This window comes from Clostridioides sp. LIBA-7602 (genome assembly GCF_056688945.1).
The window spans coordinates 2,371,282-2,390,577 of the sequence record NZ_CP196991.1 but is presented as its reverse complement, the minus strand read 5'-3'; the positions used below and the strand labels follow the sequence as shown (position 1 = coordinate 2,390,577).

The 19,296-nt window shown below is 26.6% G+C and carries 16 protein-coding genes and 1 riboswitch; of the genes, 13 read left to right on the top strand and 3 right to left on the bottom strand.

Annotation, left to right across the window (positions count from 1 at the left end; all coding sequences use genetic code 11):
* Positions 1–253: 253 nt before the first annotated feature.
* The 4 genes from ACTG45_RS11555 (at position 254) to ACTG45_RS11540 (ending at position 5,470) form a co-directional block, all read left to right on the top strand.
* On the top strand, positions 254–2,752 hold the full coding sequence (locus ACTG45_RS11555) for a heavy metal translocating P-type ATPase (protein ID WP_479919018.1): 2,499 nt from the start codon (positions 254–256) through the stop codon (positions 2,750–2,752).
* Between the two features lie 159 nt (positions 2,753–2,911).
* On the top strand, positions 2,912–3,580 hold the full coding sequence (locus tag ACTG45_RS11550) for a response regulator transcription factor (RefSeq protein ID WP_003424455.1): 669 nt from the start codon (positions 2,912–2,914) through the stop codon (positions 3,578–3,580).
* Positions 3,564–4,841 (top strand): sensor histidine kinase, encoded by a 1,278-nt coding sequence (locus ACTG45_RS11545; RefSeq protein ID WP_021385000.1) that lies wholly within the window; start codon positions 3,564–3,566, stop codon positions 4,839–4,841. The genes ACTG45_RS11550 and ACTG45_RS11545 overlap by 17 nt, the downstream gene beginning before the upstream one ends.
* 407 nt (positions 4,842–5,248) lie before the next feature.
* The gene (locus ACTG45_RS11540; protein ID WP_021384971.1) at positions 5,249–5,470 is read left to right on the top strand and encodes a hypothetical protein; all 222 of its coding nucleotides are present in this window, start codon (positions 5,249–5,251) and stop codon (positions 5,468–5,470) included.
* 244 nt (positions 5,471–5,714) lie between these two features.
* Here the strand turns inward: ACTG45_RS11540 and ACTG45_RS11535 are convergent, their stop codons facing one another.
* Positions 5,715–6,479, bottom strand: coding sequence for a DeoR/GlpR family DNA-binding transcription regulator (locus tag ACTG45_RS11535; RefSeq protein WP_479919017.1), 765 nt, complete (start codon positions 6,477–6,479; stop codon positions 5,715–5,717).
* A gap of 270 nt (positions 6,480–6,749) precedes the next feature.
* Here ACTG45_RS11535 and fsa point away from each other — a divergent pair, with 270 nt between their 5' ends.
* Entirely contained in the window at positions 6,750–7,424 is a 675-nt protein-coding gene (gene fsa / locus ACTG45_RS11530) for a fructose-6-phosphate aldolase (RefSeq protein ID WP_479919016.1), read from the top strand.
* 127 nt (positions 7,425–7,551) lie between these two features.
* Here fsa and ACTG45_RS11525 read toward each other — a convergent pair whose 3' ends face one another.
* Positions 7,552–8,952: an SLC13 family permease gene (locus tag ACTG45_RS11525; RefSeq protein ID WP_479919015.1), complete on the bottom strand. Its 1,401-nt coding sequence runs from the start codon at positions 8,950–8,952 to the stop codon at positions 7,552–7,554.
* Positions 8,953–9,332: 380 nt separating this feature from the next.
* A riboswitch (purine riboswitch) is annotated at positions 9,333–9,435 on the top strand.
* A 93-nt stretch (positions 9,436–9,528) separates the two neighbouring features.
* Here ACTG45_RS11525 and ACTG45_RS11520 point away from each other — a divergent pair.
* Positions 9,529–10,905: an NCS2 family permease gene (locus ACTG45_RS11520; protein WP_021384949.1), complete on the top strand. Its 1,377-nt coding sequence runs from the start codon at positions 9,529–9,531 to the stop codon at positions 10,903–10,905.
* Positions 10,906–10,999: 94 nt separating this feature from the next.
* On the opposite strand, the gene ACTG45_RS11515 is transcribed toward ACTG45_RS11520, so the two are convergent.
* Complete coding sequence (locus ACTG45_RS11515) at positions 11,000–12,145, bottom strand: DEAD/DEAH box helicase (protein ID WP_021384948.1); 1,146 nt, start codon at positions 12,143–12,145, stop codon at positions 11,000–11,002.
* 254 nt (positions 12,146–12,399) lie between these two features.
* Here ACTG45_RS11515 and ACTG45_RS11510 point away from each other — a divergent pair, with 254 nt between their 5' ends.
* The 7 genes from ACTG45_RS11510 to ACTG45_RS11480 all read left to right on the top strand — a co-directional run bounded on the left by ACTG45_RS11510 (position 12,400) and on the right by ACTG45_RS11480 (position 19,293).
* Positions 12,400–13,107, top strand: a complete 708-nt coding sequence (locus ACTG45_RS11510) for an ABC transporter ATP-binding protein (RefSeq protein WP_479919014.1) — start codon at positions 12,400–12,402, stop codon at positions 13,105–13,107.
* Between the two features lie 46 nt (positions 13,108–13,153).
* Positions 13,154–14,749: a putative ABC transporter permease subunit gene (locus tag ACTG45_RS11505; protein WP_479919013.1), complete on the top strand. Its 1,596-nt coding sequence runs from the start codon at positions 13,154–13,156 to the stop codon at positions 14,747–14,749.
* A gap of 103 nt (positions 14,750–14,852) precedes the next feature.
* On the top strand, positions 14,853–15,935 hold the full coding sequence (locus tag ACTG45_RS11500; RefSeq protein ID WP_479919012.1) for a lysylphosphatidylglycerol synthase transmembrane domain-containing protein: 1,083 nt from the start codon (positions 14,853–14,855) through the stop codon (positions 15,933–15,935).
* 148 nt (positions 15,936–16,083) lie between these two features.
* Positions 16,084–16,245, top strand: coding sequence for a hypothetical protein (locus tag ACTG45_RS11495; protein ID WP_021384941.1), 162 nt, complete (start codon positions 16,084–16,086; stop codon positions 16,243–16,245).
* 346 nt (positions 16,246–16,591) lie between these two features.
* The gene (locus tag ACTG45_RS11490; protein WP_021384937.1) at positions 16,592–17,860 is read left to right on the top strand and encodes a cation:proton antiporter; all 1,269 of its coding nucleotides are present in this window, start codon (positions 16,592–16,594) and stop codon (positions 17,858–17,860) included.
* A gap of 192 nt (positions 17,861–18,052) precedes the next feature.
* Positions 18,053–18,841 (top strand): FAD binding domain-containing protein, encoded by a 789-nt coding sequence (locus ACTG45_RS11485; protein ID WP_479919011.1) that lies wholly within the window; start codon positions 18,053–18,055, stop codon positions 18,839–18,841.
* Positions 18,842–18,843: 2 nt separating this feature from the next.
* Positions 18,844–19,293, top strand: a complete 450-nt coding sequence (locus ACTG45_RS11480) for a (2Fe-2S)-binding protein (RefSeq protein ID WP_479916899.1) — start codon at positions 18,844–18,846, stop codon at positions 19,291–19,293.
* Positions 19,294–19,296 lie beyond the last annotated feature (3 nt).

Genomic DNA, 19,296 nt, shown 5'->3' with positions numbered 1-19,296 from the left:
TAAATTGTACAAACATTAAACAATTTATATACTCTATTTTTATGTATATATTTAATTATGAGTATACTTTTCTAGTAAATACAAATAAATATAACTAATAAATTTATTTATTAAAAAAATATTGATTAAATATACCTATAGGGGGTATAATGTAAAATATAGATTTCTAAATAAACAATTTATCAAGAGTACATATCAAAGTAAATAGTTATAAATTGATTGAAAATATGTTGAAAGAAAGGAAGGAATTATTATGAGTTCAAATAAAGTAGTAGAAAGCTATAAAATTACAGGTATGACATGTGCAGCTTGTGCAAAGGCAGTAGAAAGAGTAACCAAGAAAATGGATGGAGTATATGACCAAAGCGTAAATATAGCTACTGAAAAACTGAAAATAGAATATGACAATTCTAAAGTTAGCTTTGATGATATAAAACAGGTTGTAGAAAAAGCTGGATATGGAATTATAAAGGAAGAAAGCAATAAAAAGATTGATATGAAAATTCATGGAATGACATGTGCAGCTTGTGCAAAAGCTGTAGAAAGAGTAGTAAAAAAATTGGATGGAGTAGAGAGTATTAGTGTAAATATAGCAACAGATAAAGCTAATATAGACTACAATCCATCAAAGGTAAAATTATCTCAAATAAAAGCAGCTATTGAAAAAGCTGGATATAAGCCAATAGAAGAGGTAAGAGATAAGGTTGATGTAGATGAAGATAAATTAAGAAAAGAAAAAGAAATGAAGTCTTTATTTGTTAAATTTATAGTAGCAATAGTATTTGCAGTACCATTGTTTTATATAGCAATGGGACCTATGATAATAAAGCCTATAGGACCATGGCCTTTGCCAGAAATTATAAATCCTATGATGAATACTTTGAATTATGCATTAATTCAACTAGTTTTAGTAATACCAGTAATGATAGCTGGATATAAATTTTATATAAATGGATTTAAAGCACTTTTTTCATTAAGTCCTAATATGGACTCTTTAGTTGCAATTGGGACACTAGCAGCATTTTTGTATAGCTTATACACAACAATACAAATAGCAAATGGTCAAATTCAAGGTATGCACCATCATCAGTTGTATTATGAAAGTGCAGGAATAATAATAGCACTTATTTTACTTGGTAAATATCTGGAATCAAAATCAAAAGGAAAAACATCAGAAGCAATTAAAAAACTTATGGGATTACAGCCCAAAACTGCAATAGTATTAGTTGATGGTAAAGAAGTAGAAACTCCTATAGAAGAAGTAGAAATAGGAGATATAATATTAGTAAAACCAGGAACTAAAATACCTGTGGATGGAGTTGTAATAGAAGGGTATACATCAGTTGATGAATCAATGCTTACTGGTGAAAGTATACCAGTAGAGAAGAACGTTGGAAGTAGAGTTACAGGAGCTAGTATAAATAAAAATGGTGTTATTAGGTTTAAGGCTGAAAAAATTGGTGGAGATACAGCTCTTGCTCAGATAATAAAATTAGTTGAAGATGCTCAAGGTACAAAGGCACCTATTGCCAAACTTGCAGATACTGTGTCTGGATATTTTGTACCAATAGTAATTGCAATAGCAGTAGTGGCGTCATTATTGTGGTTTTTAGTAGGTGGAAAAGATATAGTCTTTGTACTTACTATATTTATATCAGTACTTGTAATTGCTTGTCCTTGTGCATTAGGCTTAGCAACACCAACTGCTATAATGGTTGGGACTGGAAAAGGTGCAGAAAATGGTATATTGATAAAAGGTGGAGAGGCACTAGAATCTGCACATAAAGTAAATACAGTAATATTTGATAAAACAGGAACAATAACAGAAGGAAAACCAAAGGTAACAGATATTGTATTAAATAATGTGGAAGAAGAATATCTTATTAAGATTGCTTCAAGTGCAGAAAAAGGTTCAGAACATCCACTTGGGGAAGCGATAGTTAAATATGGAGAAGAAGAAAATATAAAATTAGAAAAGGTTGATGATTTTAAAGCTATACCAGGTGCTGGTATACAAGTTATTATCAATAACGAAAATATATTACTTGGAAATAAAAAACTTATGAATGACAATAATATTGTCCTTGAAGCTTTAGAAGAAAAATCTAATGTATTGGCAAGTCAAGGTAAAACACCTATGTATATAGCTGTAGATGGAAAGTTAGCAGGAATAATTGCAGTGGCAGATGTAGTTAAAGAAAGTAGTAAAAAAGCAATAGAGATTCTTCATGATATGGGAATAAAAGTTGCAATGGTTACTGGAGATAATGTAAAAACTGCAAATGCTATAGCAACTCAAGTAGGTATAGATATGGTTTTAGCAGAAGTTTTGCCAGAAGATAAATCAAAAGAAGTTGAAAAGTTACAAAATCAAGGTAAGTTTGTTGCAATGGTGGGGGATGGAATAAATGATGCTCCAGCCCTTGCGAAAGCAGATATAGGAATAGCAATAGGTAGTGGAACAGATGTAGCGATTGAGTCTGCCGATATAGTGCTTATGAAGAGTGACTTGATGGATGTTCCAACAGCAATTAAACTTAGTCATGAAACTATAAAAAATATAAAACAAAATCTATTTTGGGCATTTGGATATAATACGATTGGTATACCTGTAGCAGCTGGATTGTTGTATGTATTTGGAGGACCTCTATTAAACCCAATGATTGCAGCAGCAGCTATGAGTTTAAGTTCAGTTTCAGTTGTTTCAAATGCACTTAGACTTAAAAATTTCAAGGCATATAAAAGAAACTAGATTAATAAGTTAAATAAAATGTATAAAAAAGAGCTATCTTTAAATTAAAAGAATTAATTTACAAATTAAGATAGCTCTTTTTTCATGTAAAATTCACAACAATGAGATAAAATATAAGTAATATAGGAAATTTTAAATAAAATAGAAAGGATTGATAGAATGAACTCGTCAATACTTGTAATTGAAGATGATTCAAATATACAAGAATTAATATCAGAATTTTTAAGTGCAGAAGGTTATCAAGTTGATACAGCTAATGATGGATTGGAAGGTATACAAAAGTTTAAACAAGGAAGTTATGATTTAGTAATATTAGATATAATGATGCCAAATCTAGATGGTTATGGGGTTTGTAAAATGATAAGAAAATCATCAAGCGTTCCAATTATATTTTTGACTGCTTTGAATGATGAAGGGGACCAACTTAAAGGGTTTGATTTAGAATGTGATGACTATATAACAAAGCCATTTTCATTTAATCTTCTTATAAAAAGAGTAGAAGCTATATTAAGAAGAAGTAACAAAACTATAAATGATAAATTTATAGTTTTTGAAAAATTAAAGCTTGATTTAAACACATATATAGCTGAGATAGATGGAGAACCTATAGAGCTTACACTAAAAGAATTTAATATATTGAAAGCTCTGATAGAGAAGTATCCTCAGGTTATAACTAGAGAAGGTCTTTTGGATAGTATATGGGGTTATGACTACTATGGAGATACTAGAATTGTTGATGCACATATAAAAAATATAAGAAAAAAAATATCATTACCATATATTAAAACTGTAAAAGGGATAGGATATACACTTGAGAAGGATATTTGATAAGTGGGAAAAGTTAAGCATAAAATATAAGTTATTTTCTATAACGACATCATTATTAATAGCATTAGCTTTAATAATATATCTAATTTTATATTTTTTATTGCCATCATATTATCATGAGTATAAAATTGAGTCTCTTCAAGAGAGTTTAAAATCTTTAGTAGATAGTTCAATTCACTTTGATACATATACTTTAGAAGAAAGACTTTATTATATGGCTAAAGACCAAAATCTAGCTATTTTATTAAAAGATAGTCAAGGAAAAATTGTATATGGAAAAAATGAAGTAGTTATTTTAAGATATAGTAAGTACATGATTAATAGTATTGAGGATGAATACAGAACATCTATACCTATATATACTAAAGATGCAAAAGATGGGCCATATACTTTAGAACTCGTTATGCCATTACAGCCAATTGATGAAGCAAACGAAGTTATAAGAAAGTTAATGCCATACATCATATCAATAGCGATATTAATAGCAATTATTGGAGCCTATATATATTCAATTGTAATAACAAAACCTCTTATAAATATAATAGAGAGTGAGAGAGAACAAGAATATAGAAGAAAGGATTTTGTCGCCACAATATCACATGAACTAAAAACTCCAATAACCATAATAAGTGGTCAAATTGAAGGTATGATTTATAGTGTAGGAAAGTATAAAGATAGGGATACTTATCTGAAAAAATCATATGAATGTACGCAAGAATTAAAAGATTTAGTAAATGAAATGATAGAAGTTTCAAAATCAGAGATACTTGAAAAAGATTTGAAATTGGTATCAATAAATATAACTGAGCTTTTAAATAGATTGGTAAAAAGACAAGTATTTTTAATAGAAGAAAAACATATGAAAACTATTTTAAATATAGAAGAAAACCTAGAAGTTAAAGCAGACCAAGAGAGAATAACTAAGGCAATTAATAATATAATAAATAATGCCATAAAATATTCTCCTGAGGGTTCAGAGCTTATAATTAGACTTTATGATAAAAATAAACGCATAAATAAAAAGACTTCTAATCAAAGAGTAGTTTTAGAAATTGAAAATACTGGTGTGACTATAGAGAAACGTTACTTGGAAGAGATATTTAATCCATTTTATAGAATAGAAAAATCTCGCTCAAGAAAAACTGGAGGAAGTGGGCTTGGACTTTATATAGTTAGTCAAATTTTTAAAAGTCATGGGTTTGATTATAGTATAAAAAACAAAGAAAACTCTGTAGTATTTACAGTTGAATTTAAAAGTTGATTTGTTTATATAAATAATATAAGTTTCAATAATAGTTCATTTTAAAATCATGAAAAATTCATACTAAAAATGTATTATATAAATATAAATAAAAGAAGTTTTAAACCATAAAATACACCAAACTATAATGATGAGATTCCCTTACATCCTCCATATAAGTCATCATTATAGTAATCCCAACAATTAAGTTACTGTGAATTTAAAAAATAACATCAAGTATATAATTTATGCTTGATGTTATTTTTATTTTGAAACAAAAAATATCTAATCTATTGAAATTTATATATTTAGATACTTTTAAATTACATTTAATGACTTAAAAATTATAATTGATATTACAAATAAATATATGCACTTTGGGAAAAATAAATATAAGAAATATTATATTTACAGAGGAGGTAGTTTTGATGGATAGATTAAAAAGAGACATGAAAAATATGAAAGAAGATATAAAAGAAGGTGTTAAAAAGACAGCTTATGTAATGAAGAATACTGCTGAGGATTTAAAAGATGATGCACAAGGTGCTATGGTAAATTTAGAAATGAAAAAAGATGAGATGATGGAAAGATACGAGCAAAAAAAATTTGCTAAAGAAATAGAAAAGCAAATGAAAGATGAAATGAAATAAGACTTTATTTATCTATAATACATTTATTCTGCTAATATATTAAAGTGAATAGTATTATTAAATTGTTTGTTAAAGAAATAGACTTTCTAAAAATAACTGTATTATATTTAGAAAGTCTATTTCAGATTAATTTTAACCATTAAATTCAATTATAAAATGATTGTTGTAGAATTAGGTTTTTTAAGGATATTTACAAAACAATAATATATATTTAGGTGTAAATATATAAAATCTGTAATTGAGTTTATAAAACATTTACATTAAATTCGGCTAAAGTATTTACTATATCAGGAGTAGGAGATTTTTCTGTAATTATAGAACTAATATCTTCTAAATGAGCAAATTTGAAGTTTCCATCAAATTTAAATTTTTTATCTTCCATAACTATAAACACTTTCTTACTTGAATTTATTATAGCTTTTTTTGTAAGACCATCTTCAATTTCAAAAGTTGTAAGTGAAGAGTTGAATACATCTACACCACAGCTACCCATAAAAGTCTTGTCAAATTTATATTTTGATATAAAGTCTATAGTTGGAGTACCAACAAAGCCATCTAAGCTAAGATTTAATAAACCCCCAGTAGAAATTATATTTAAATTATTTGGTTTTGAAGTAACTACATTTAGTATATCCAACATATTTGTGACCAGTGTTACCTTTTTTTTGCTTTCAGCTAAAAGTTTTGCAAGTAATATATTAATTGTAGAGATGTCTAAAAATATAGTTTCTCTATCCATAATTAGATTAAATGCTTTTTCTGCTATTATTTTTTTTGTTGGAATGTTGATTTCTTTTCTATCTTTTGTATCTTGATTTTCTAGAGTTTCTCTGGCTAATACAGCCCCACCATAAATTCTTCGTATTGAAGATATTTTTTCTATATTTTTTAAATCTTTTCTTATACAATCTTCTGTAACATTAAACTTAGAACTGAGTTCTTTTACAGTAACTCTGCCTTCTTTTTTTAGGATATTTAATATAGCTTGAATCCTTTCTTCTGCAAACATTTTTTCCCTCTTTTCCTAATGTAGTATTATAGTAAATATTATAAGATAAAATACAATATATCAACTATTTTAACATGGAATACAAAATTAATTTAATATAAAAAGTATATTTTTACTAATTATCTGTTTAGAATTTAATAAATAAAGAGATTATAAAATTAAAAAAAATCAAAACAATAATAAAAAAGATAAAACAATAATAAAATTATTGAAAATAATACCAAATCAATATATAATAAGAATAAATAAAGATTAAAGGGGGATATTTTAATGCAACTAATCTTAGATACAGGTAATGTGGAGGAGATTAAGGAATTATGTACTTGTTTACCAATAGATGGTGTAACTACAAATCCAAGTATTGTCTCAAAAGAAAAAAAGAATTTTAAGCAACTTATAAATGAGATAGGTGAGATTATAGGTGAGGATATGCCTATACATGCTCAAGTGCTAAGTACAAAGTATGAAGAAATATTAGAAGAGGCATTATATATAAGTAGTTTGAGAAAAAATATATATGTAAAAATACCTGTAACACAAGACGGTTTAAGAGCTATAAAAGACCTTCATAAAAAAGGGATAAAAATAACTGCTACTGCAATATTTACAGCACATCAAGGTTTTCTAGCTGCAAAAGCTGGAGCAAATTATATTGCGCCTTATGTAAATAGACTTGATAATATATCTGGCGATGGAGTATCCATGGTTTCAAAGCTTATAAAAATAATAGATACCTATAAAATGGATACAAAAGTACTTGCCGCTAGTTTTAAAAATGCACAGCAAGTTATAGAATTAATGCAACATGGAGTACATAGCGTTACAGTACCATATGATATATGTAAAGCTATGATGAATCACCCATTGACAGACTGGAGTGTAGATAAGTTTATAGAAGATTGGGAGAATACTTTTGGAAAAGGTAGTAAAACAAATAATCTTTAGTATTATGATTAAAAAGTAGTTTTATACACAATTATATAAGTAGACTTGTATGAAAAGATGAAAATATGAATTTTTTTTAATAATCCAAGCTATTATTATTTTAAGTTAATTCATATTTTCATCTTTTTTAGATTTCTAAACCTATAAGTTTCCACCATGGGAATGTCACACATATTATTATAAAATAAGTTAAAGGAATCAGAGTTAAACCATACTTAAAAATAACCTTGCTATTATATAGATTTTCACCATGCCCAACCATTATTGTGGCATGATGGAATGGTAATATGTATTGTATACTTACTATAATGTAGACAAATAGACACAAAGTAATGCTATTTTCTCTTAGTATGTGCAAACTACCAAGTAATGGTATTACCACAGATGATGTAGTAACAGCACTTCCTAGACATATGTTCAATACTATTGTCAGAGTTATTAAAAATAAGATTGAAATAATTTCTGAAGAGTTTGGTATAAACCTTATCAGATAATTTCCCATTATATCTACAACTCCAGAGTACTTTAATACTCCTCCAATTGAAAATGCTGCTATGAAAAAAATAAGTACTTTCCAATTTATTTCTTTTAAAGTATTGAATCCAACTATTTTTCTCAGTGATAAAAGAAGTACACAAATTGACATTATAATTAGAGTATTTACGTTATGCATAAACTGGGTTAAAAACATAAAAAACATTATTCCTAGGCACAAAAAAGTATATTTTTGTTCTTTATTTAATAAATTAAATTCCTTTTTAAAATTAGAATATGAAAACTGAAATTTATTGGAATCAAGATTTCCATGAGAAATAAATTCTATTGAAGATAATTCTTTTTTAAAGATAAAAATAAATAAAAAATAAGTTATAAAACATGTAATTATGGTTGGAACAGACATATAAAAAGCCCATTGACCCCAATTTATATCACAGTTTCCAAGTTCTAATACAACATAGTTTAAAAGAGTATCCCCATTTATAAAAAACATTGATGTAAATGTAGATGCTGTAAATATGCTAAACAAAAGTATAGATTTTGAATCTTCAGTTATTTTCTGCTCTTTTAAAAACTCTTTGTAAAAAGCTGATACTAGAATAACCCTTGGAAATGGTTGTGGGATAAAAAATATTAACAGTATACCCAAAATATATGATAAAAGAATCATTTTTTTAGGTGTATCTACAATATTTAAAATTAGTTTTTCAGAAATAATCTTTGCAACTCCTGTTTTTGTAACTGCATTAGTAATTATGTAGGCAAGAATTATTATATAAAAATTCTCTGTAAATAAAAATTGTAAAATTATACTTAAGGGTGCAATGTTAAAAATAAATGCTAGAATTACAAAAAATAATGCAACCACAGTTTTTTCAACAGAATCTATGGCCCATATTAATATTGTTAAAAAAGATAAGCATATAGAAAATTTTATATTAAAACTGTAATTAAGAGAGAAGTAGAGAATTATTGTAATTATAACAGTCATATAAAATTGTTTTGGCTTAAGAATAATACCCATTTTCATATTCACCTCCATAACTTATTATATCATAATGAAGGTAAATACATTGTATCAAAAGCTTGTTTATTGATTATCTGATTTACAAAAACTTTAATTTTCTGAGAGTCTTTATGAGTTATAGTTAAATCTTTCACTTTATTTTTCTAAATAAAAAATTTATCAATTTATTATAATATAATCTTAGACTAAGCTTTATATTTCAATTATAAATAAATTGTATTAAAATATCATATATTTTTCGAAAATGTAAAGAATATAATTATAATCTGAATTAAAGAAATTAATACTTAATATAATCGAATATTAATACAAAATCAGTATAATATATACGTATATATTGACAAAATTAACTATATAAATTAAAATAATATTCGTAAAGAAAAAATAATGTTTTGTATTGTATAACATATAATTTTGACAATATGGGTCATAAGTTTCTACCGGAATACCGTAAATATTCTGACTATGTATACTATTATTTAGTTAATTAAATATTTAATTAATTGAATTATGAAGGATACGGCTCAGCTTATCAATTACTGTGTCGTTTTTTTGTAAAATTTAATAGGAGGTGTTGTTATGCAAACAACAAACAGTAGTACCATGCAGAAACTTTTTCCAATTTTGACTAATAAAAATGTCGATATGAAGAAGGAAGTAATTGCAGGAGTAACTACTTTTTTAACTATGGCTTATATAATAGCTGTAAATCCAAATATTTTATCTGAAACAGGTATGCCAGCAGGTGCACTTGTTACAGGGACATGTTTAGCAGCAGCATTTGGATGTATTTTAATGGGTGTAGTTGCAAATCTTCCTTTTGCTTTAGCATCAGGCATGGGTCTTAATGCATTTTTTGCATATACAGTAGTTTTACAAATGGGTGTTCCTTGGGAAGTGGCTCTTACAGCAGTATTTGTAGAAGGTATTATTTTTATAGTGTTATCAGTAAGTGGAGTTCGTGAGGCTGTTGTAAATGCAATACCAAAAAATATGAAATTAGCTGTTACAGGTGGTATTGGTATATTTATTGCACTTATAGGTTTAGTAAATAGCGGAATTGTTATTGGAGACCAAGCTACTCTTATCAAAATGGGTAGATTTACACCAGCAGTAATAATAACTTGTATAGGGTTAATAATTATTGCCGTATTAGATAAAAAAAGAGTTAAAGGTTCTATACTTTTTGGAATAGTAGTAAGTTCATTACTTGCTTGGGGATTTGCTTTTATGAATCCAGAGTATGCACAAAAATTAGGTATATATTTACCTGGTGGATTATTTAAATTTGAAAGTTTAGCACCAATAGCAGGTAAAATAGATTTAGGATATGTATTACATCCAACAAATATAGGTGGATTTTTAGTAGTAGTTTGTACGTTCTTATTTGTTGATTTCTTTGATACAGTAGGTACATTGGTTGGTGTTTGCTCTAAAGCAAATATGTTAGACGAAAAAGGAAATGTTCCTAATGTAGGTAGAGCTTTACTTACAGATGCAGTTGCAACTACAGTAGGTGCAGGACTTGGAGTATCTACAGTTACAACTTATGTTGAAAGTTCAACAGGAGTTATAGCAGGTGGAAGAACTGGATGGACAGCAGTAACAGTTGGTATTTTATTCTTGGCTGCAATGTTTTTCTCTCCTGTATTTATAGCAATTCCATCATGTGCTACAGCACCAGCTTTAATATATGTTGGATACTTAATGCTTGGTACAGTTAAAGATATCGAGTTTGATAATATAACTGAAGGTGTACCAGCGTTTGTTACGATTGCTTGTATGGCATTAACTTATAGTATAGGTGATGGTTTGACTTTAGGTATATTAACTTATGTTTTCGTAAATGTATTTTACAATATATTTGGAGCTAAAAAGGCAGAGGACAAGAAACATGTTTCTATAGTAATGATTGTTTTGGCTATATTATTTATAATAAAACTTTGGCTATTATAATAGATATTATTTAAAAAGTTAATTTAATAAAATAAAGAGCTATAATTTCTCATATGTTTTGATGAGAAATTATAGCTCTTTCGTATTCATTAGACTATTTAATTGTATCTATTAGTTTTCCATTTTGTAAAGTTTTAGGCGTAATTGTTATATTGAATTCTTTTTGTAAATCCTTTATAATATCTAATTCTTGTTTTGTTACTATTGAGATTGTATTACCACTTCGATTTCCTCTAGCAGTTCGACCACATCTATGCAAGTACTCATTTTTACTTTTTGGAAAATCTAAATTAAAAACATGACTTACATCTACTATATCCAGTCCACGAGCAGATAAATCAGTTGTAATCAAAACTTTTGCTTTTCCAATTTTAAATTTATTTATTGCATTTTTTCTATCTTCTTTTGCCATATTTCCAAAAATCCCTATTGCTTTATAGTTATGATAATTTAGTTTTGATACTAAAACTTCTATATTTTTTTCATTATTTACAAATACAATTGCTCTTTTTGGATTTGTGGCAGCTAATGTCTTTCTAAGAAAAGTGAACTTATCTCTTATCTCACCTAATAAATATGAGTGATTTATATTAGGATTTATTTGTGACTTTTCTTTCGTCTTTATTATTTCAAATTCTTTCATAATTTTATCACAAACTTTTATAGTATTATCAGTAAGGCTTGCAGAGCATCCTATAATTTGTCTATCTTTTAATGTAGTTCTTATTATATCTTCTATACAAGTTATATTTTTTCCATTTAATAGATTGTCCACTTCATCTAAGACAATAGTTTTTATATTATGCGATTTTAATTTCTTTTGTTTTATTAAGTCTAAAACTCTTCCACAAGAGCCGATTACTATATGTGGTTTTATTGTTTTTATATTTTTTATTTGTTTTTGTATATTTACTTCCCCGATTAAAGCTAAAGAGGTCAAAGGAATTTCTGAGTTTTTAGCTAATAATTCCACTTGATTTGTAATCTGCATTACTAATTCATGTGTAGGTGCAAGTATAAGAGCTTGTGTCTCTCTTTTTGACGTATCAATTTTTTCACATATAGGTAGAAGGTATGCTAGTGTTTTCCCTGTACCAGTCTGAGAGTTAATCAATAAATCTTTATTTTGTATTATATTTTCTATAGCAAGTGATTGAACTTCTGTTGGAGAAGTTATGTCTTGTTTTTTAAGCCCATCTATTAGAGTAGAACTTATTTTTAATTGTTCAAATGTATTCATGTTTTGCTCCTTCTATTTAATCATTATATTATTATAGTCAACTATTTTTTATTATACATTGTTTAGGCAAATCGAACTATACATTCTTTTATAATTATGTGCAATTTAGAATTAAATATAATTTGTATTTCTATATTTCTGATGATTTTGTATTGTATAAACTTTAAAAATAAACAAATAAAAGTTGTAATTATTTGATATTTGTTATATATTATATATAACAAATATCAAAACTATAATTAAGGAGGAAAATTATGTTAAAGATAATCAATGTATCTAAATCATATAAAAATAAAAAAGTAGTAAATAATGTTTCTTTTGATGTAAATGATGGAGAACTTTTTGGGTTTATAGGTCATAATGGAGCAGGTAAAACTACTACTATTAAAGCAATAGTTGGGATACACGATTTTGAAGAGGGAGAGGTACTTGTAAATTCTAAATCTATAAAAAAACAGCCTGTTGAATGTAAAAAAGAAATGGCATATATACCTGATAATCCAGATTTATATGAATCATTAACTGGAGTACAATATCTCAATTTTATAGCAGATATATTTGAAGTTGATAAAAATGAAAGAGAAGAGTTAATAAAATATTATTCAAGTAAGTTTGAACTTAATAAAGCATTAGGGGATTTAATATCTTCATATTCACATGGTATGAAACAAAAATTAGCCATAATTTCAGCCTTAATACATAATCCAAAAATTTTAATTCTTGATGAACCTTTTGTAGGTCTCGACCCAAAAGCATCATTTATATTGAAAGAGATTATGAAGGAGTTTTGTGAAAAAGGTGGTTGTATATTTTTCTCAACACACGTTTTAGAAGTTGCTGAAAAAATTTGTGATAAGATTGCCATAATAAAAGATGGAAATATAATTGCCTATGGAACTACAGAAGAAGTTAAAGGAAGTAATTCACTTGAAAGTATCTTTATGGAATTAATAGAAAAATAAAATGTTTTTTATACAATATAGTATCTAAAGTGAGGAATGATAAAATATGAGCAATCTAAGTATATTAATAAAAACTAATATAATAAATGAATTTAAATTAAATGCCTTAAAAAAAGCAGATGGCAGAGAAAAGCAAAAAATAATAGGAATGGTATTTTCGATTATTATTATAGCAGGTCTGTTGATTTTTTATGTAACTAGTTTAAGTCTTTATTTAGTTGATATTTTGAAACAAATAAATCAAATGGAAATGTTACTGATATTTGGATTTGGACTATCAACATTGACAACAATTGTTACATCATTATACAAAACTTCATCATATCTATTTCAAGCAAAAGATTTAGACCTCTTGACTAGTTTACCAATAAAAGAATCTACTGTATTAGCAAGTAAAATAGTGATGCTAATTGGAGCAAACTATTTATTTTCTTCAATATGTATGATTATACCAGCAGTAGTTTATTTTTTAAATTCTGATGTAAGTATAACCTATTTCCCTTATTTAATATTATTATTTTTAGCTTTGCCTTTATTACCAATAGTTGTTTCATCAATAATTTTTCTATTTATAGGGCAGATATCATCAAGAATAAAATATAAAAATTTAGTGTTAATCATAGGTAATGTTATATTGATTCTATTTTATACTCTATTTATGTCAAAATTGAATTCTATATCAGTTGAAATGTTAAAAAATAGTGCATCTATTTCAGAGACTATTAGAAAAATATATCCACCTACATATTATTTTGTTGATGCTCTTAAAACAGGAAGTATAACTTCATTTTTGGTATTTATAGCAATATCAATAATACCATTTTTTATGTTTGTAACTTTATTTGCTAAAAGATTTAAAAATATAAATTCTAAGATGCGTGAAAGTTATAAATCAAAAAGTTATGAATTCAAGAGTCAAAAAATTTCAAGACCATCAAAAGCTCTATTAAAAAAGGAGTTTAAGAGATATTCTTCTTCATTCATCTACTTTTTAAATTCGTCTGTTGGTCTGTTATTTCTAATAGTAGGGACAATTTTAATATTAGTATTTGGTGCAGATAAAATGGCTGAATTACTAAAAATGAATATTGATTTTAGCCTTATAAAAATGCAGTTATTAGGTGTAATATTCTTTATAATAGTAATGAATTGTACAACATATTGTTCGATTTCTTTTGAAGGAAAAAATCTATGGATATTAAAGTCTTCTCCAATAGATGAGAAAGAAATATTCTGGTCAAAGATATTGATGAATTTTTTATTAAATGCACCATTATCTATTTTATGTCTAATACTGGTATCTATAAGATTAGGTTTTGAAGTTCAATTTATTATTGTATCAATTTGTCTAATTACAAGTCTTTCAATGTTTGTAGCTTTGATGGGTTTATTAACAAATTTATTATATCCAAACCTTGATTGGAAAAATGAAGTGGCTGTGGTAAAGAGAAGTGCAAGTATGATAGTTACAATGTTAGCATCATTAGTATATATAGTTATACTTGGAGGTATCTATATATTACTGGGAATTTCATTTTTAAATATGTATATTGTTTTAGCAAGTGTGCTTACATTAATATTAGATTTTATGATATGGAGAATTATTTCTACTAAAGGAGTAAAAATATTTAAAAGTTTGTAGATGTGTTTGTGTCTAATAGAGACTTATTTTTTTTAGTATTGCAAAGAATATGTTAAGTAGTATACTATGATATAGTGATATGAAAAAATTTAGGAGAAAATGAATGAGAAAACTATCCAAAAAAGAAAAAGATTTTATTCAATATGGATTTTTACTATTTTTGATATGTATTACTACTTATTTAGTGTTAACTACTTTAGATATAAAACTAATACCTAAAATTATAAGGCTAGTAAATAAGGCTTATATATTCTTTGGAATATTAATAATATTAGTATATATGCTAATTGAAGCTATTGTAACTCATTTGATAATAAATGCAGTTCAAAAAACAAAAGTAAAATTTATTGGTATTAAAATGGCTACAATGGGATTTTACTATAATTTAGTTACTCCATTTGCATCTGGAAGTCAACCCATGCAAATATATGCACTTACAAAATATGATGTGAGTCTTAGTAAGTCAGTAGCTATAGTTACTAATAAGACAGTGGTATTTCAAAGTACAGTTACTCTGTTTTGTGGAATTTTAATTTTGTTAAATAAGTCATTATTAATGCAACAAGTACATTCTGTTAGAGTTTTAATAACAGTTGGTATGATTATGAATGTAAGTATGTTGTTAGGTGGACTACTAATAGTATTTAGTCCCAAACAAGTAAAAATGGTAGCAGAAATTTTGATTAATCTTTTATCTAAATTTAAGACGTTTAAATTCTTAGATTCAAAACGTGATAGAGTAAATCATTATATTGATGATTATAATTACTCTATAAAAATATTTATCAAAAATGTGAGAGTTTTAGTTTTAAGTATATTACTTACTGTATTACAACTAATCGCGTATTTTAGTATAGTCTATTGTGTGTATAAAGCTTCAAATTTAAAAGGAGTATCTTATATACATATAATGACACTACAAGTATTTTTGTATATGGCAATATCACCAGTACCAACACCAGGAAATGTTGGAGCAAATGAGGTTACATTCTTTACTATGTTTTCAAAAATAATTCCAAAAGAGTTATTAGGGTATTCAGTACTCTTATATAGTGGGTTTGTATATTATTTTATATTAATAATTTCAGGTATATTTACGTTTAGGACGCATTATACATTAAATAGTTGGAAAGAAGAAGAAATAGTAAATTCTAATTTAGAAGAAGTCATTGAAAAATTTAATTAGCAAAATAATTAGGGAAATTCTAGATATAAATATAGTGTTAAATAAGCTATATTGTATTGAGAAATTTCCCTTTTTTGATTAAAATTATAGAAATTTGAAATAATAAGTAATAAATAGAAAAATTTATATTGTTTTGAAAGGAGAAAATATGAAAAAAGATAGAAAAGATGAAAATAAAAGTAAGATTTTTAGAATGAAAAAAAATCTTGATAATAAACTTGAAGTAGCTGAAGAATTACAACCAAATAAAAATATAGGAAGTATGCTTGGATATAGAATAGATAAGAAAAAAATGAATAGACCAAGCTAATGAAAATGTTGAAAATAGTACATTTTAAAAAAAATATATAATGAAATGTTTTATTGTTAAATTTAAAGTTATTTTAATAAGAAAAAAAGTCGAAAAATATCTAAAAAAGATATACATATAAATAATGCTATTATATATATACTATAAACTTGACAAAATCAACCTTTTAACGACTGGTAAAAAATATTAAAATTATATAAGCGTTATTTAATTATCAAAAATGAAGGTTAAGTTGCAGAGTCCAAAAAATATGATTGATAACATTTATTTGTGTGCTATAATTATATAGTAAAATGAATAAACGAGTATGTCATATAATGCATGCATATTGGGAGGAGAGACTGACATGGAATCATCTATACACACAATTGCCAGTAATAATTTATTGGTGATTTTTGCTGTTGTAAGTATAACTGGAATAATTTGTAGCAAGCTTAGCGAGATATTGAAAGTTCCTGATGTTGTACTATTTTTACTTGTAGGAATTCTAATAGGACCATCATTTTTAAAATTTATAGATATTCGCGGATTTCAAATAGAAAATCAACTAATACTTACATTTGGTTCTGCATTTATCTTATACTTAGGTGGAAAAGAAATAAGTTTAAAAGTGTTGAGAAATGTAAAGATATCTGTATTCTTACTAGCTACTTTAGGAGTTGTGATATCTGCTTTTATAATGCAACAAGTAATAAGCTTTGCTTTTGGAATAAGTGCAATGACTGCTTTATTAGCAGGAACTATAATAGCATCAACAGACCCAGCTACTCTTGTACCTATATTTAATCAGGTAAAAATAAAGGATAGAGTAAAACAAACTGTAATAAGTGAATCAGCTTTTAATGATGCAACAGGAGCTATATTAACATCAGCAGTGTTAGCTGTAATTTTATCAAATAAATTTTCATTAAGTGAAAATATTTATGAATTAGGAACAATGGTTATTGTCGGAGTTGTGATTGGTTTAATTACAGGAATACTGCTTTTGAAATTGGTTAATGATAAACCATATGGAATATTCAAAGATTTTGCACCAATAATATCTGTTATTTCAGTTGTAGTTGCGTATGAATTATCTACAAAATTAGGTGGAAGTGGATACATGTCTTGCTTTATTGTAGGTATAATAACTGGGAATAAGAAAAACTTTAGAATTTGGTTAAGTCAAAAATCTTACGATGCAGATTTCTATGTTGCTGAAACTTTAGGTACTATTTGTCGTATGGCAATATTTATAATATTAGGTAGCCAAGTTAATTTAGCTCAATTAGGTAAATATTTTGTGCCATCTGTAATTACAGTACTAGTTTTAATGTTTATAGCAAGACCACTTTGTGTTTTAGTTTGTACACTTGTGGATAGAGAAGCAAAATGGAGTAAAAATGAAATGTTATTTATGATGTGGGTAAGGGAAACTGGAGTAATACCAGCTGCACTTTGTGGTATCATTTCAGCAATGAAAGTTCCTGGATACGAAGTAATTTCATCAGTAGTATTTATGACTATACTAATCACATTAGTAATACAAGGAAGTACTACAAAATTGGTAGCTAAAAAACTTGGATTATTAGAAGAAGAAGTGATAAATATAAGTGAAAAAGTATCAACTTTTTAAAATTTCACTTTAAATAATACACAATAATGGCTATTTTAAAATTATCTAATGATAATTATTGAAATAGTCATTTTTTATGTAGAACTAATTTACAGAATTTACATATTGGATATATTTATTATCAAAATTTGTTGAAGCTATGATATAATTAGTTGTATTTAAAATAAGAATAGCAAATAAGGGAGGAAATTTATGTTTACGGTTATGGATATTGTACAGCCAAATACAGTAGAAGAAGCGTACTCAATTTTAAATAAAAGAAAAACTAATCAGGTGATTGGTGGAAGTGCTTTTTTAAGAATGGGGAAAAAAAGAATAGGGACAGGAATAGAATTATCTAATTTAAATTTAGATTATATAAAAGAAGATGAAAACTATATTGAGATTGGTTCTATGACTACTTTTAGAACATTAGAGATAAGTCCAATAATCAAAAAAAATTTTGGACAAATAATAGAGAATTCAGTTAAAGATATAATAGGAATTCAGTTTAGAAATGTAGTAACGGTTGGAGCTACAGTATTTTCTAAATATGGTTTTTCTGACTTGATAGTAGCATTACTTTCATTAGATACAGAAGTAGAATTATATAAGGCTGGAAGGATTAGTCTTGAAGATTTTCTTAATAGAGATTATGAGAAAGATTTACTAATTAAGGTATATATAAAGAAGACAAATAAAAATGCTTCTTATAAATCACTGAGAAATGCAAAGAGTGATTATCCTCTCTTAAATGTATCTGTATCAAAACACATGGGAAAATTTAAATTATGTGTAGGTGCAAGACCTCAAAAAGCTATGATTGCAAAACAAGCTAGTGAATTCCTATCTAATAATGAAGTTAATGAAGTTAATATAGATAAAGCAATAGAAATAGCATCAGAAGAATTAACTTTTGGTTCTAATATGAGAGCATCTAGGGATTATAGAAAAGCTATGAGTAAAGTACTTTTAAAAAGAGCTATAATGGAGGTTATTTAATAATGTTAGTGAAGCTTAATATAAATGGAAAGAAAAAAAGTGTAGATATAGAGCCAGAAGAATATCTAGTTGACACTTTGAGAAAAGTTGGTAATCTGAGTGTAAAAAGAGGTTGTGACACAGGATGCTGTGGTCTCTGTACAGTTTTAATTGATAAGAAACCTACATTATCTTGTGCAACATTAACGTTGAGGGTTTTAAATAAAGAAATAACTACAATTGAAGGTTTAGAAAATGAAGTTAGAGAATTTAGTGAGGTTTTGGTAAAAGAGGGAGCTGAACAGTGTGGCTTCTGTTCTCCTGGCTTTATACTTACTGTACTTGCAATGAAAGATGAGCTTGAAAATCCTACAGATGAAGAAATAAAACATTATCTGACAGGAAATCTATGTAGATGTACAGGGTATATGGGACAGTTAAGAGCTATCAAAACTTATCTGGAGGTAAAGTAGAAC